This is a genomic window from Hydrogenophilus hirschii (genome assembly GCF_054656675.1).
The window spans coordinates 140,965-155,733 of record NZ_BAAHXQ010000003.1; the positions used below are offsets into that span (position 1 = coordinate 140,965).

General features: G+C 64.6%; 13 protein-coding genes and 1 pseudogene. 8 read left to right on the forward strand and 6 right to left on the reverse strand.

Annotated elements, in window-relative coordinates; genetic code table 11:
• Nucleotides 1-112 precede the first annotated feature (112 nt).
• Entirely contained in the window at nt 113-631 is a 519-nt protein-coding gene (locus tag ACYQ4Z_RS09620; protein WP_459860876.1) for a DsrE family protein, read from the reverse strand.
• 34 nt (nt 632-665) lie between these two features.
• On the reverse strand, nt 666-2,861 hold the full coding sequence (locus tag ACYQ4Z_RS09625) for an AAA family ATPase (protein ID WP_459860877.1): 2,196 nt from the start codon (nt 2,859-2,861) through the stop codon (nt 666-668).
• 63 nt (nt 2,862-2,924) lie between these two features.
• On the opposite strand from ACYQ4Z_RS09625, the gene ACYQ4Z_RS09630 reads away from it, so the two are divergent.
• On the forward strand, nt 2,925-3,338 hold the full coding sequence (locus tag ACYQ4Z_RS09630; RefSeq protein ID WP_119335952.1) for an RNA-binding S4 domain-containing protein: 414 nt from the start codon (nt 2,925-2,927) through the stop codon (nt 3,336-3,338).
• A 20-nt stretch (nt 3,339-3,358) separates the two neighbouring features.
• Here the strand turns inward: ACYQ4Z_RS09630 and ACYQ4Z_RS09635 are convergent, their stop codons facing one another.
• Nucleotides 3,359-3,655: a hypothetical protein gene (locus ACYQ4Z_RS09635; RefSeq protein WP_119335953.1), complete on the reverse strand. Its 297-nt coding sequence runs from the start codon at nt 3,653-3,655 to the stop codon at nt 3,359-3,361.
• A gap of 52 nt (nt 3,656-3,707) precedes the next feature.
• Between ACYQ4Z_RS09635 and thrH the strand changes: the two genes are divergently transcribed.
• The 6 genes from thrH to ACYQ4Z_RS09665 all read left to right on the forward strand — a co-directional run bounded on the left by thrH (nt 3,708) and on the right by ACYQ4Z_RS09665 (nt 9,154).
• Complete coding sequence (gene thrH, locus ACYQ4Z_RS09640) at nt 3,708-4,349, forward strand: bifunctional phosphoserine phosphatase/homoserine phosphotransferase ThrH (protein ID WP_219972651.1); 642 nt, start codon at nt 3,708-3,710, stop codon at nt 4,347-4,349.
• Nucleotides 4,346-5,221 carry a formyltetrahydrofolate deformylase gene (gene purU, locus ACYQ4Z_RS09645; protein WP_459860879.1) on the forward strand — a complete coding sequence of 292 codons (876 nt, stop codon included), beginning with the start codon at nt 4,346-4,348 and terminating at the stop codon, nt 5,219-5,221. Before thrH ends, purU begins: the two co-directional genes overlap by 4 nt.
• Before the next feature lie 106 nt (nt 5,222-5,327).
• Nucleotides 5,328-5,603, forward strand: a complete 276-nt coding sequence (locus ACYQ4Z_RS09650) for an HU family DNA-binding protein (RefSeq protein ID WP_119335956.1) — start codon at nt 5,328-5,330, stop codon at nt 5,601-5,603.
• Between the two features lie 91 nt (nt 5,604-5,694).
• Nucleotides 5,695-7,008, forward strand: a complete 1,314-nt coding sequence (gshA, locus tag ACYQ4Z_RS09655) for a glutamate--cysteine ligase (protein WP_459860880.1) — start codon at nt 5,695-5,697, stop codon at nt 7,006-7,008.
• Between the two features lie 13 nt (nt 7,009-7,021).
• Entirely contained in the window at nt 7,022-7,978 is a 957-nt protein-coding gene (gshB, locus tag ACYQ4Z_RS09660; RefSeq protein WP_459860881.1) for a glutathione synthase, read from the forward strand.
• 3 nt (nt 7,979-7,981) lie between these two features.
• Nucleotides 7,982-9,154 (forward strand): FAD:protein FMN transferase, encoded by a 1,173-nt coding sequence (locus ACYQ4Z_RS09665; protein ID WP_459860883.1) that lies wholly within the window; start codon nt 7,982-7,984, stop codon nt 9,152-9,154.
• A 96-nt stretch (nt 9,155-9,250) separates the two neighbouring features.
• Here the strand turns inward: ACYQ4Z_RS09665 and ACYQ4Z_RS09670 are convergent.
• The 3 genes and pseudogenes from ACYQ4Z_RS09670 to ACYQ4Z_RS09680 all read right to left on the reverse strand — a co-directional run.
• A pseudogene (locus ACYQ4Z_RS09670) lies at nt 9,251-9,826 on the reverse strand (thioredoxin domain-containing protein); the annotation flags it as partial.
• Nucleotides 9,774-11,918 carry a hypothetical protein gene (locus ACYQ4Z_RS09675; protein WP_459860885.1) on the reverse strand — a complete coding sequence of 715 codons (2,145 nt, stop codon included), beginning with the start codon at nt 11,916-11,918 and terminating at the stop codon, nt 9,774-9,776. The pseudogene ACYQ4Z_RS09670 and the gene ACYQ4Z_RS09675, both read right to left, overlap by 53 nt.
• Nucleotides 11,919-11,939: 21 nt before the next feature.
• Nucleotides 11,940-12,617 (reverse strand): hypothetical protein, encoded by a 678-nt coding sequence (locus ACYQ4Z_RS09680; RefSeq protein WP_219972644.1) that lies wholly within the window; start codon nt 12,615-12,617, stop codon nt 11,940-11,942.
• 156 nt (nt 12,618-12,773) lie between these two features.
• Here ACYQ4Z_RS09680 and ACYQ4Z_RS09685 point away from each other — a divergent pair, with 156 nt between their 5' ends.
• Complete coding sequence (locus ACYQ4Z_RS09685) at nt 12,774-14,768, forward strand: methyl-accepting chemotaxis protein (RefSeq protein WP_459860886.1); 1,995 nt, start codon at nt 12,774-12,776, stop codon at nt 14,766-14,768.
• Nucleotide 14,769 lies beyond the last annotated feature (1 nt).

Below are 14,769 nucleotides of genomic sequence, written 5' to 3' on the forward strand. Positions count from 1 at the left end.
GCCGCAAAGCGGTTCGACTCTGCGGCGACCGCTCGCGAATCGTGGTGTTCGGTGGCGATTTGGTTTTATTTTTGCGCGTTACCGCATTCGGGAACAGTTAGGGAAAACCCGATCACCACGCCAGATAGGCGTACCCGGCCTCTTGGAGCTCCATGATCGCCGCCGCGCCCACTTCGACGATCTCGGCAAACGGTTCGATCGCCTCCGGGCCCCACCCGAGCGTTTTCATCGTATTGCCACACGCGATGTAGCGCACGCCGTAGAACTCCGCCTGCCCTTTCGCCCGCTGCCGCAACTCCTCCGGGATCGGGCGCTGCGGCGCTTTGGCGATGAGGTGAATGCCCGGGCCGAAGCAGACCACCGCGATTGCGATCTGATCGGGGTATTTTCCCAGCATCGCCGAGACCGAGTTGAGGATATGTCCGATGTATTCGGGGTCGGCTTGGTTGAGCTGGTAGACGATTTTGTGCGGCATCTCGTCGCCGAAACCACTCCCCGCCCGTGCCCCCCCAGCAGCGAGCGCCAACGCGGCCGGTACGGTCAATGCCAGACGACGGCGACGGTCGGGGGCGCGTTCGTCCGCCGCGGCGTTTTGGGTGGGTCTTGGGTCGGTTCGCGTGGGTTTGGTCATCGCGCACGCTCCTCTCTGGTGTGGGGAATCGTTTTCAGAAACCGAGCCGCTGCCGAGGGCCACCCTTTGCGACCACCTCTTCCCGCAGCGCGTGCAAAAGCGCCTCGCCGCTTGCCGCACCACCGAGCAGACGCAACCGCTTCACCGCAGCCGCGAAATCCCCAGGCGTCAAGCGGTCGAGCGCGCGGGTGCGGCCACTCCACGCTTCGGCTTCGTCGCGCGGAACCCCCAGCCGCACCGCCTCTTGGACGAAGAGCGCTGCCCGCTGCGACGCGGTGAGGTAGTCGAACCGCACTTTGAACGCGAAGCGGCGCAGGCTTGCGGCGTCGAGCTGTTCCACCAAGTTGGTGGTGCAGATGAAAATGCCGTCGAACGCCTCCATCTGCGTGAGCAGTTCGTTGGTTTGCGTCACCTCCCAGTGCGCGTGCGCCCCGCGGCGGTCGGCCAGGAAACTGTCGGCCTCGTCAAGCAGCAATACCGCCCCGCGCTCGCGCGCTTCCCGGAACATCGCCGCGATCGCCTTTTCGCTTTCGCCCAGCCATTTGGACAACAGATCGGAGGCGCGCTTCACCACGATCGGCTTGTCGAGCGCGCGCGCAATCCCGTGCGCGAATTCGGTCTTGCCGGTACCGGGCGGGCCATAGAAGCAGAGCGTTGCGTGCGGTTGCCGCGACAGCGCCGCAACGAGCTGCTCCGGATCGATGTCGAGGTTGAGGAACGCCCAGTCGAGCGCAGTCGCGGCAGGTAGCCGCGGCACACCCTGTTCGCCCAGGAGCGCCAAGCTCGCCGACAACGCCCGTTCCGCCGCGGCAAGCGGTGAAACTGCCGTCTCTGGTCCTTTCCCAGCCGGGCGCGCCGCCACCCAACGTGCCACCTGCGCCGCTTGCGCCAAGAGCGCCGGTGACGCCGCCTCGTGGCGCGCAAGGCGCATCAACCATTCGTCGCTGGCGTCCAATCCCGCAAACGCTTGCCGCGCGATCACCAACCGCACCCCTTCGGGCGGGACGGGAAAACGCACCGCGTACGCGAAACGGCGCAAATAGGCCGGATCGAACGTCGCGTCGTTGGTGATCCAGATCGTTGGCAGTGGATTGTTTTCGAGCAGCCAATTGGTCCACGCTTTCGCGCCGCGGGCCGGCGCGGTGTCGTCGTCGCCGCCCAACAAGGAAAGGAGGGAATGCCCCGCGGTGGGCAACACATCCTCGGCTTCGTCGAGCAGCATCAGCGTGCGTTCGGCACGCGCGGTGATGCTCGACGCCGCGGCGTAGGCGCGCAGCCGCTCTTGACCCTGGATCGGTTCGCCCGCTTCATCCTGCGCTGGCGTCTCCACCAGCCGCGCGCCAAGCGCTTGCGCGAGCGCTTGCGCGAACTCGGTTTTGCCAGTACCCGGCGGGCCATAAAAGAGCAGGTTCACCCCTTTGGCACGGGCCGCAAGCGCCCCGTCCAAGAGCGCGATCAAGGTTGCGGCATCCTGCGCCAAATGGGGAAAGTCGGCGAGCGTACAGCGCGGTTGCCGCACCACCGGCCGAACGAACGCCGCCATCAAGTCGTCGGTGGTGAGTTGGCTCGAGAGCAAGAGGTGCGGCAGCCGCCCCATCACGTCGAAGCGCGTTTCCAGGTCGTGCCCCGCACGGTGCGCCGCATCGACCCGAACCAACCCGGCGCGGTGCAGCGCCCCGTCGGGCCGCAACGCTTTGACGACGAGCGCGCGGCGAACGTTCGCGATCGCCGCGACCGCCAACGCCACATGGTCGAGCCCACCCGGTTGGTTCGCCGCCGCCACCGCCGCGTGGAAACGGCGAAACGCCGCCAACGCCACCGCGAAACGCAACACGCCCACTTCGGCGCGGTTGAGCCCGAGCACTTTGCCCAAACGTGCCGAATTGCGCAACAACGGCAATTTCGGGTTGATCGCGGCTTCGAGATGCTCCAAGCGTTCGAGCAACCGCTTCTCGATCCCTGCGGTGCCGAGCTTGCGCATCGCGGCGCGGTCGATCACCGTATCGCCGTCTTCGTCCTCCCGCGTCGGGACCAATTCGCCCACGTAGCGCACGTAGTCGCTGTCGAGCAGGATCGGCTCGGAAAAGATGCTCTCCTTGTCCAAGTGGCGGTGCCACCCGAACGCGAGCGTCAAGCGGATCAACCACGCCCCGAGGAGCGGCGCATGGGGATCCCGGTCCGATGCGTCGAGGGCTTGAAAAAGATGAGCGAGGCGCTTGGCCAAAATCACGACTCCTTTTGCTTACCTGGCGGTTCGGGTATCATCGCGCAAACGCAACCCGGATGACCTTTCATGGGGCACCACACCGTTAGAGCGGAAAACCTCGATTCGGTTCGCCTGGACGTCTGGCTCTGGGCTGCCCGTTTCTTCAAAACCCGAACCCGCGCGCAAGAAGCGATCGCGGCGGGACACGTCAAGCGCGGCGGCGAACGGGTGAAGGCGTCGCACCGCGTCAAAGTGGGCGAACGCTACACGATCCGCATCGGCCCGTACGAATGGCAGATTACGGTTGCTGCGCTCAGCGACCGCCGCGGCCCCGCCGAGGTGGCACAAACGCTCTACCACGAGGACCCCGAAAGTCACGCCCGCCGCCAGGCACAAGTGGCCGAACGTCGCGCCCTGCAAGCGGCACCTACAAAACCCAGCAAAACCGCGATCGACCGCGCCCGCCTGCGGGCGCTGAAGCGCCAACAGCGCGCCCCGTGACCGCGCACCGCACCGGCACCTTACGACGAAGCCGACGAAGCCGCGCCCGACGACAGACGACGCGCCATCTCCTCTTTTTCCGCTGCTTCTTGCAAGCGTGCCAACCACCGACGGTGGGCTTCGTCCAGACACAGATCGACTTGAATCCGCTGCGTACAGGCGGTGCGTGCCGCGGCCAGTTCCTGGTCTGCCTGCTGCCGGATCGCCCGCGCCTCCTCCTTGAGCTGCACCGCTGGCGCCTGCTCCCGCGCCACCACGCCGCCGACCACTGCGACGACGCCGAGCACAGCCGCCAAAAGCCAGATCCCTCCGCGCATTGAGTAGGCTTCCTTGTTAGAATTCGTTTATTGTATCCCTTTGGAAGCGAAGATGGAACTGGTTTGTCTCGACCTCGAGGGGGTGTTGATCCCCGAAATGTGGGTGGCGTTCGCCGAAGCGGTGGGAATCCCGGAACTCAAGCGCACCACCCGGAACGAACCCGATTACGATCGGTTGATGCGTTTTCGCCTGGAGATCCTGAAACAGCACGGCTTAGGCCTCCGGGAGATCGAACGGGTCGTTGCCACCCTTGAACCGCTACCGGGCGCCAAAACCTTTTTGGATGGTTTGCGCGAACGCTACCAGGTGATCATCCTTTCCGATACCTTCCAAGAGCTGGCGCGCCCCTTGATGCGACAACTCGGTTGGCCCACCCTCTTTTGCCACAACCTCGTCGTCGCTCCCGACGGCACGATCACCGGCTACCGGCTGCGGATGAAGGACCAGAAACGGGAAGCGGTGAAGCGCTTCAAAGAGCTCAACTTCCGGGTCGTCGCCGCGGGTGACTCCTACAACGACACCACGATGCTCGCCGAAGCCGACGCCGGCATCCTCTTTCGCGCGCCGCAGGTCGTGGTCGAAGCGTTCCCGCAGTTCCCGCTCGTCCCCGAAGCGTACAGCGAACTGCGTGCGGCGATCGACGACGCGTTTGCCCGCATCGCCCAAGAACGGCAAGAGGCAGCCGCACGATGAGCGAACGCACCTACACGCTCGTCGCGTCATGCCCGGACCAGGTTGGTGTCGTCGCGCGGGTGTCGCAGTTCCTTGCCGAACTGGGCGGGTGGATCCTCGAAACCAATTTCCACGCCGAACCGGCCGACGCCGCGAACCCGTCGGGTCGCTTCTTCATGCGCCTGCAACTGCGCGCCGATTCGATCACGCTGCCGCTCGTGACGTTGCGCGAACAGTTCGCGCATGCGGTCGCCGAACCGCTCCAGATGCAGTGGCGGATCACCGATTCGGCGGTGAAAAAGCGGGTCGTGATCCTGTTCTCGAAGCAAGAACACTGCCTCTACGACCTCCTGGCGCGCTGGCAAGCCGGGGAGCTCGACGTCGAAATCCCCTGCGTGATCTCCAACCACCAGACGCTGCGCGGCATCGTCGAATGGCACGGGATCCCCTATTTTCACGTCCCGGTCACGCCAGAGAACAAACCCGAAGCGTTCGCCGAAATCCGCCGGATCTTCGACGAAGCGAAAGGCGACGTGATGGTGCTGGCGCGCTACATGCAGATCCTGCCGCCCGAACTCTGCGACGCGTATGCGGGACAGATCATCAACATCCACCACTCGTTCCTGCCCAGCTTCGTCGGCGCGCGCCCCTACCACCAAGCGTGGCAACGCGGCGTGAAACTGATCGGCGCCACCTGTCACTACGTGACGCCCGAGCTCGACCAAGGGCCGATCATCGAGCAGGACGTGATCCGTGTCGACCATACCGACACACCGGACGAGATGATCCGCTACGGTAAAGACATCGAAAAAGCGGTGCTGGCGCGCGGGCTGCGTTATCATATCGAAGACCGGGTCTTGATCCACGGCGCACGCACCATCGTCTTCCGCTGAGCCAAAGGGGTTGCAAACGACCGTTTTTGCGGCAAAATAGCGAACACATGCAGGAGGAGGGGGCGACACGCCCGGTTGTTCCACCATTTTTTCAGGAGCGAAAATCATGAACAAAAGCGAATTCGTCGAAGCCTTGGCCGACAAGATGGGCAGCAGCAAAGCAGAGGCCGCACGTGCGCTCGACGCCGTGCTCGCCACCGTCACCGAACAGCTCGCGAAAGGCGAAAAGATCACGTTCACGGGCTTTGGCTCGTTCGAAGTCGTCACCCGCGGCGAACGTACCGGTCGCAACCCGCAGACCGGCGCCACGATCACCATCCCGGCGACGAAACTCCCGAAATTCACCGCCGGTGCGGCGCTGAAGAAAGCCGTTCTCGGGTAATTTACCCCGTTTCGATTCGCACATTCGGCGCGACTGCACCGCGTGCAGCCGCGCCGTTCTCTCTTTCCGCTTACGGACTGCGACTTTGCGTATGATCCCCCACCTCACCACTGCCCTTTCCGGTCCGTTGCTCGAAATCGAACACCAGTTCCTCGCGCACCAACCGGCGATCGAACGCTGGTTTCGCCACTGGTTCACCGAGCACATGCCACCCTTTTACGCCTCCACCGACCTCAGAAACGCCGGGTTCAAACTCGCGCCGGTGGACTTGAACCTCTTCCCAGGCGGATTCAACAACCTGGCAGAGCCCTTTACGCCGCTTGCCGTGCAAGCGCTGCAGGTCGCGATCGAACGGGTCTGTCCCGAAGCGCGGCAATTCTTGCTCATCCCTGAAAACCACACCCGGAACCGCTTCTACCTCAGCAACGTCTTCCACTTGCAACGGCTTTTGCGCCTGGCGGGGGTCGAGGTGCGCGTCGGCTCGCTCCTTCCTGAGATCACGGAACCGACGCCGTTCGAAACACCAGCGGGCACACTCATCCTCGAACCGATCGTCCGGCGTGGCAACCGCGTCGGACTTGCCGATTTCGACCCGTGCGCGATCCTCCTCAACAACGACCTCTCCGCAGGGATTCCGGCGATCCTCGCCGAACCGCTCGAGCAGATCGTGATCCCGCCGCCGCAAGCGGGCTGGCATCGTCGCCGCAAATCGCACCACGCGGCGTGTTACGCGCAGGTTGCGAACGAATTCGCCGAAGCCTTTGCGCTCGACCCCTGGTATTTCACCCCCGCGTACCGCACCGTGGGGGGCGTCGACTTCCGCCACAAACAGGGGGTGGAGGCGCTTGCCGATGCCGCAAGCGACCTTTTTGCCGAAATCCGACGGGAATACGCCGCGCGCGGCATCACCGAAACGCCGTTTTTGGTGATGAAAGCGGATGCGGGCACCTACGGCATGGGGGTGATGGTCGTCAAAGACCCCGTGGAACTTCGGGAACTCTCGCGCCGCGACCGCAACAAAATGGCACGGGTCAAAGAGGGGCTCGAGGTAACCCAAGTGATCGTGCAAGAGGGGGTCCCCACCTTCGAACGGGTCGACGGCGCTGCCGCCGAACCGGTCGTCTATTTCATCGATCACTACGTTGTGGGCGGGTTTTACCGCGTCCATACCGAACGCGGCCCAGACGACAACCTCAACGCCCCTGGGATGCACTTCACACCGCTCACCTTCGCTCGCCCCTGCTCGGTGCCCGACTTCACCGCCGCACCCGACGCCGAACCCAACCGCTTCTACGCGTACGGCGTCGTTGCGCGTCTGGCGCTTGCGGCAGCCACCCGCGAGATCGAATCGTTGAACGAATCGCACAGCGATGTAGCGGCAACCCCACTTGCGACCGCCCGATGACGGAAAGCCAACGATGGAACTCCTCTTTCTGATCGATCCGCTCGCTGCGCTCAACCCGAAGAAAGACTCCTCGCTCTTTCTGATGCGGGAAGCGGCCGCGCGTGGCCACACCATCTGGGTCGCTTATCCCGGCGCGATTGCCTGGCGACACGACCGCGTCTGTGCCGAAGCGCTGCCGCTTGCCGTCGACCCCAACGCCCCGCATACCGCGTGGGCAGAAGGTGTGACCCCACGCTGGCGGGCGCTCCGTGAATTTTCCGCGGTGCTGCTGCGCTTCGACCCGCCGTTCGATTTCGAATACCTTACGCTCACCTGGCTCCTTGAGCGGGCGGAGCAGGAAGGCGCGCGCATCTTCAACGCCCCGCGCGCGGTGCGCGACCACTCCGAAAAATTGAGCATCCTCGAATTTGCCGAATTCATCCCCCCCACGCAGGTGGTGCGGCGCATGCTTGACGTCCAGGAAGCGATCGACGCGCTCGGCGGCGACGTCATCGTGAAGCCGCTCGACGCGATGGGGGGCGCGGGCATTTTTCGGGTCCGTCACGACGACCCCAACCGCAACGCGATCGTCGAGACCCTCACCGCACAGGGCCAGCGCACGATCATGGTCCAGCAGTACCTTCCCGCGATCGCCGACGGCGACAAACGGGTCTTGTTGATCGCCGGTTCGGTGGTGCCGTGGGCGCTGGCGCGGATCCCGAAAGCGGGCGAAACGCGCGGCAACCTCGCCGCCGGGGGTACCGGCGTGGCGATGCCGCTCACCCCGGAAGAGCGGCGGGTCGCCGAAACGCTGGCACCGATCCTGTGGCGACGCGGCCTCTTTTTCGTCGGGCTCGACCTGATCGGCGGCCGACTCACCGAGATCAACGTCACGAGCCCCACCTGCTTCGTCGAGATCGCCGCGCAAAGTGGCGAGAACCCTGCGGCGTGTGCGATCGAACGGCTCGAAGCGGTGATCGCGAACCACTGAACCATGTCCGTGTCTGCACGCCGTACCGCCTTCCGCCGTATCGTCACGCCACTTGTCTGGCTGTCGCTGCTTTTTGCGCTTGCCGCGTGCTCGCGCGAACCCACGTTGGTTCGCGAAGAGCAGTTCGTCTTCGGCACCCGCGTCGAACTCACCGTGGTCGACGCCGACGCGGAACACGCCCACAGCGTCTTGGCGGAAATCAGCCGCGAACTCGCGCGCCTGCATCGCACCTACCACGCCTGGGAGCCGTCGGCACTCACCCGCTTGAACGCCGCGATCGCTGCCGGACACCCCGCTCGCGTGAGCGCGGAGATGGCGGCGATCCTCAGGGACGCCCAACAGTTCGTCCGCGCCAGCGAAGGACTTTTCGACCCGGGCATTGGCGCACTCGTTGCGCTGTGGGGCTTTCACCGCAGCGACTTCAGCGCCAACCAACCGCCCGACCCCGCGGCGGTTGCCGCGTTGCGCGACCGCCATCCATCGCTTGCAGCGCTCACCATCACGCCGCTTACCCCCGATCCCGCGTCTCCATGCGCGCAGCCGGACGCGGTCGACGCGATCGCCACGAACGAAACCCCTGCGGCGTGCGTCACCAGCTCCAACCCCGCGGTCGCCATCGACCTCGGTGGCTACCTCAAAGGCTACGCGCTCGACCGTGCCGCCGAGATCGTCCGCCGCCACGCGATTGCGGCCGCGCTCATCAACATCGGCGGCAACATCCTCGCGCTGGGGCAGCCCAACGCCACGCGGCCCTGGCGCATCGCGCTGCAACACCCGCGCCGCGCCGAACCGCTCGCGGTGCTACCGCTCTACGATGGGGAAGCGATCGGCACCTCGGGGGACTACCAGCGCTATTTCCTCGCGGACGGACACCGCTACCACCACCTGATCGACCCGCGCACCGGGTGGCCCGCCACGGAGAATCAGGCGTTTACCGTCGTGATCCTGCCGCAACCCGATCACCGAACGGGGCTTCGCTCCGACGTCGTCAGCAAACCGCTTTTTCTGGTCGGCGACGATTGGCCGCGCTACGCCGCGCGTTTCGGGGTGACGCGCGCGCTTCGCGTCGCCGCGGACGGCACCATCACCGTGACCGCGCCGCTCCAGCAACGCCTCCGTTGGATCGACCCACCCTATGCGATCACCGTGGTCGATCCGCCAGCGGCACCGCACTGAACCGTCCTGAGAATCCTCCCCCGTGACGTGCCGCGCTGCGAGTGCTTCCAGAGATTCGGCGGTACCGTCGGCAAGTAACGCCAACCGCGCCTCGAGCCGTTTCGCGTCGTCGCTGTCCGGCTCACGGAGCGCACGAAAGTGTTCGCTTGCTTCCGCTACGCGCTTCTGATCCAGGAGTAGCGCAATAAGATCGAGCCGCGCCCGGTCGAACGCGGGGTCTTCGGCAAGCCCCTCGAGTAGGAGCCGCTCGGCGGTTGCGGCGTCGCCCGCCTCGCGCGCGGCAACCGCTTGCCGCCAGTTCGGTTCAGCAGGCGAGGGCAGCAACCGTTCGAGCCAACGGCGCACCTCCAGCTCGGGAAGTGCGCCAGTGAATTCATCGACCACCTGGCCGTCACGCAGCGCCTTGACATTGGGAATGCCGCGGACCCCATAGCGCGCGGCCAACGTCGGGTTCTCATCGGAATTGACCTTCGCCAGCAGGAAACGGCCCCCATATTCGGCGGCGAGCCGCTCCAACACCGGCTTCAGCACCCGGCACGGACCGCACCAAGGTGCCCAAAAATCGACGACCACCAACCGACGGTGGGATTCGGCAAGGACCGTCGGTTCGAAATTCGCTTCATTGGCGTCGATCGTCACGGATTGCGTCATCGTCGCCTCCTGCAACAGCATTTTCTGATATTTTTATCTTATCACGGGTGCGCATGTGCAGGAACGGTTGAATCTGCAGCCAAACGAGCCCCAACGCCGGGAGCGCCGCAACCGGTGCCGTGGGGCCAACGGTCAACCACAGCGCGAGCGTCGCTCCGACGACCCCCCAACGCCATTGCAGTCGCCGTTGCCATTGCGCCATGCGCTGCGTCTGGGCGCGCACTTCCGCGCGCAATGCGGCAAATTGCGTCAACCCCCTCGCTACCCGCACATCCGGCAGCGGACCCTGGTCGAAGCGATCGGCGTCGAGCAGCACCAAAACGCGATGAGCGGTATCGTTCTGGTCCGCGTTCGGGGAGACACGCGGTGCTGTTGTCTGGCACAAGACCCACGGTGCCCCCGGCGGTAATTGCTGCACGCGCGGATCACAGACCTCGGACTCGGCCGCCCCAGGCCACCAACCCAGCGCCGACCACGCCGCGCGGGTGGTCGCCGGTACGTCGTCGGCAAGCACCCGCCACACCCCCTCGGGTTCACTGGGTACCGCCGACGTCACCGCAGCGAACGAACCGGCAGGGACGGGCACCACCGCACACGCACCCAGCCATGCCAGCATCTCCGCGTTGGCATCCACGCGCTCGGGTGCGCTGACTCCGTGCGCAACGCCGATCACCCACGCGCCGTTGTGCCGCGCCGCTTCGATGCGCGCGAACCATTGGTCGGAATCGAACGCTCCGCGCCACGCCGCACGCGTCACCCCGGCTGCCCGCAGCGCTTCCGGTTCGCCGGTCGCCACGACCCAAACCCGCCCCCGCCGGTCCGCGCAGCGTGTCAGCCACCCGAATAGCCCCCATTCCGGTTTGCGTTCCCGCGCCACCACGCGCCACTGCGTCAAGGGATCTCGCGCAGAGTCGCCGACCAAAGCACACGTGCTCTGCCACAGGCTAGCGGCAACCGCATCGTTCCCGGTCGGCAGGAGCGTGACGCATCCCGGGCCTGGCGCCAACGTCACCCGCACCGCTTGGGCGAATGGCACCATACCCGTGACCGCCAACGGATTGAGTACCCGCCGCGCCCCGCGCCAGAATTGGAGTTCTGGGGTATGCGGTCTCTCTGGCGCGTCGTGTTCGGGTGACGGTGCCGCTTTGTCACAGCGCACGGTATCGAACGGCAACAGTAATGCGGCGACGCGCCACTGCTCGAACCAAGCGGTGCGCGCCACCGTAATGTGCACCGCGCGACCGAGCGCCGTGACGGCGTGCGGCGTCCGAAACCAGACACCGCGCGTCGCAAAGCGCAACCGCGAAGCGATCGCCCAACCGGAGCGCACCTCGGAATCGAACCACGGGAAGAGAACGAGCGCCAGCACCGCCAGTTGGTGGAGCCAGATCGCAAGTGGCGCTTCACCCACCACCAACACCGCCGACCAACCGGCCACCGCTAGGGCTGGCCAAACCCAACCAGCGCTTTTGTCGGCTTCATCTTCCAGAGCGACCACACCACGGGGATCGATACGGCTGGGACGCACCACGACCGCCCATGCCTGTCCGGAAACCACCTGCGTACTGCGTTGCCACGGTTCGGTCTGCCAGTCGGGTGAGACCGCCAATAGGTGTAACTGCGCTGGAAAAAGGGTGCCCGGTGTCAGCCAAAGAATATCGCCGGGGACCAAATCGGTGGCCGGAACCCGGTGCCACACCCCTTCGCGTAACACCCAGAGATGCCAGGGAACGCGCGTCAGTCGGCGCGCCGCGCAACGCCCCCAGCGCGCCATGCCCCATCCGGCTGCCAACAGGGTTCCTCCCACCAGCAACCAGGCCCAGGCAACCGCAGTCGCTTCTTGCTCGATCGCTGTAGCCACCGCCAGCACGACACACGCAAACGCCAGCGCGAACCGTGGCAGACCTGTGCGGTCCGGACGCGACGCCACAGGAAGCCCTGCCGAAAGATTGCGCCCATGGATACGCTGACGACGTCGGACCTCTTCCCAACTCAACCCGACCGTCGGATCGGTAGCCAACCGTGCCAACAGTGCTTGGGTCTCTGGCGGCAAATGCTTCGGATCAGGGAGGCTATCCGGATCGGAATCGGGAACAAAATCAGAGAACGCCACGAACGTCCTGAGACAAAAGAATCACGCTTTCTGGTTCGCTTGCCACGCGGCCAACAACTGATCGCGGTACGGCGCGAGTTTTTCGATTGGGATTTCGACGACCGGACCACCCAGGGTCGATCCCCGATAGACGCCAACCAATGGCGTTTCCACGTCGGGAAGGTAGATCTGAACCGGCGCGTTGGCTTTCAAACGCAGCGACCGCAACTCCTCGGGAAAGAAGAGCGCACCGTGCGTGATGTTGAGTGCCGCTGCCCCTTCGAACCGCTCGCCGTTACTTTTTTCGGCAACCACTTTGACCGGCACCAACCGCACCTCGTTCACGCGCTTCAACGCGCGCGCCCGAATCCGCTTGTGCAGCTCCTCCTCGGCGAGGAACGGGAGATTGCCGATGCTTGCTTCGACGTCGGCCAGCTCCACGTCGGTGAGATGGGGCGCCGCGGCGACGAGCCGCTCTTTCGGGATCGTTGTGCCGACCGCGCGGCGGGGGCGGGTCAACGCCACTTGGTGCGTCAGCTTCGTGACGCGAACACCCGCACCGGCCAAGCGCTTCCCCACAACGGTCCGCAACCCTTGATGGACGGCGTTCCCCAGAAGACCGTCGAGCGTTTTCGCCAGATCCGCCTCTGGGACCGTTTCGAGCGCCGCCGGAAGTTCCAGCGTCAAGGTATAGGTCAGTTGCAACGTCGCTTTGCTCATCGCGACCACCTTCTATTTTTCGTCATCTTACCACGGGGATGGTTGCCGCGGCCAAAAGCCGAAATAAAACGCTAAAGCAATCGGCAATTTTGCCGTTAGACAGAGCATGCCTTCGACTATACTGTGTTTACCTGTCCGCGCGGTTGGAGCGTCATCATGCGTCATTTGTCGATTTCCGCCAAACTCCTTTCGATCCTCATCGTCGGCGGGCTGCTGGTTGCGACCACCAATGGATTGACCTTGTGGAAAGATTGGCAAAGCGTGCAAACGGCGCAGCGGCAATTTGCCGGACTCGAGTTGCTCACGCGCCTGGGGGACGTCTACCGTCAGGTGCCCATCCTACGCACCTGGTCCGGGGTTACGCTCGCTGCGGACCCCAAGAGTGAACTCCACCAGCACGCGACCCAAAACGCGCAGACGCTCGTGACTGAAATCGACAGCCAATGGAACGCGTTTCGCACCCTTGCCACGCAAGCCCCGCTTTCGCCAACCTTGACCGAACAGATCGCAATGCTCGATCGTTCCTGGCAGGAGATCAAGACCCGCGATGCGGCCGATCGCTTCCAGATGCTGACGCCGCTCGTCGACGGATTATTGGAAACGATGCGCCACATCGCGGTCGAATCGCAACTCGCGTTCATTCCCGACCCGACGATCAGCAGTCTGACTCAGGCGTGGTTGAACGATATCCTTCCGCTCACCGACGCAAGCATCCGCTTGCGCGGGTTGCTCACGCTCGCGTTCGTCGAGCAACGCTTCGGCGAACCGGCACTGTTGGAATTCACCCGCCATCGCCATACCTTGGCAAAAAGCATCAAAGATCTGGCGTTCATCCACAACCGCTTGCGCAGTTTCGGCGTCACCGAACTGGTCGACCTCTTCGACGCGCAACTGAGCTATCTGCAAGAGCAAGGGGAGATGCTCGACACCACCCTCGACGCGATCAAATTCGGCTTCTTCGCGCGCGATCCGCTCGAAGTCTATGACGAAGCCAGTCAGTTGGTCGATGGGGTCTGGGGCTACGGCGCGTCGGTGCATGCGCTCCTTGCCGAACATGTCGAAAGCTACCGCGCGGCGAAATGGCGCAGTCTTGCGCTTTTGTCCGCTGCGATCGCCGCGGCATCGCTCGTCGTTTTGCTCATGACTTTGGCCATTCGGCGCTCGTTGCTCGCGACCATCACGCGCATCGCCAACGGTGTGCAGCAACTTGCCCAAGGTGACCTGACCACACAGATCGCGGTTCGCGAGCGCGACGAAACGCGCCGCATCGTCACCGCGCTGCACGAGATGATCGGCAAATGGCGCGAAAGCCTCTCCACCGTCCATGCCGCACTCGAAGCGCTGGCGCGCGCCGCGCAAGTGAGCGAAGCCAACGCACAGGCCATTGCCGACCGCGCTCGGCAGAGTGAAACCCACGTCACCGCGATCGTCGACGCTGCGGACGCGCTCGATGCCACCGCCCGCAACGCCCGTACCGAAGCGCAAGCAGTCGTTGCCGACGCGCAAAAGACCCTCGACGAAGCGCAACAGATGGCCGGCGCGCTTGCTCAGGCGCTGGCTACGCTGGAAGCGATGAACACGCAACTCGACGGGGTCAACGCCGCCAGCCGCCGCTTCATCGCCGAATCGGCAGCGATCCGACGCATTACCGACAAAGTACGGGAAATCGCCGAGCAGACCAACCTCTTGGCTTTGAACGCCGCGATCGAAGCGGCGCGCGCCGGTGAGGCGGGCCGGGGCTTTGCGGTGGTTGCCGACGAAGTGCGCAAACTCTCCGAACAGTCCGCGGTGGCTGCGGGCGAGATCGACACGATCACCACGAATCTGGCGCAGCAGGGTCAAGCGATCGAAGCCCAGCTCGACGCGACCCTGGCCGAAACGCAGTCGAGCCGCGAACGGATCGGCGCGTTGCAGGGGTTCATGGCGCAGGTGGAACGCGCCACGCACGGCACGCTCGAGCGGGCGCGCTCCATTTTGCAGGTCGCGAGCGACGTCGAACGGTTGAGCGAAACGATCGACCAAGCGGCGCACAATGCCAAAACCGCCGCGCAGCAAACTTCGAATGCAGCGAACGAAATCACGACCGCAAGCAGCGAAGTCAATGGTTGGGTGACGAAACTCAAAGCGGCGTTTGCGCGCTTTCGGCTCTGAG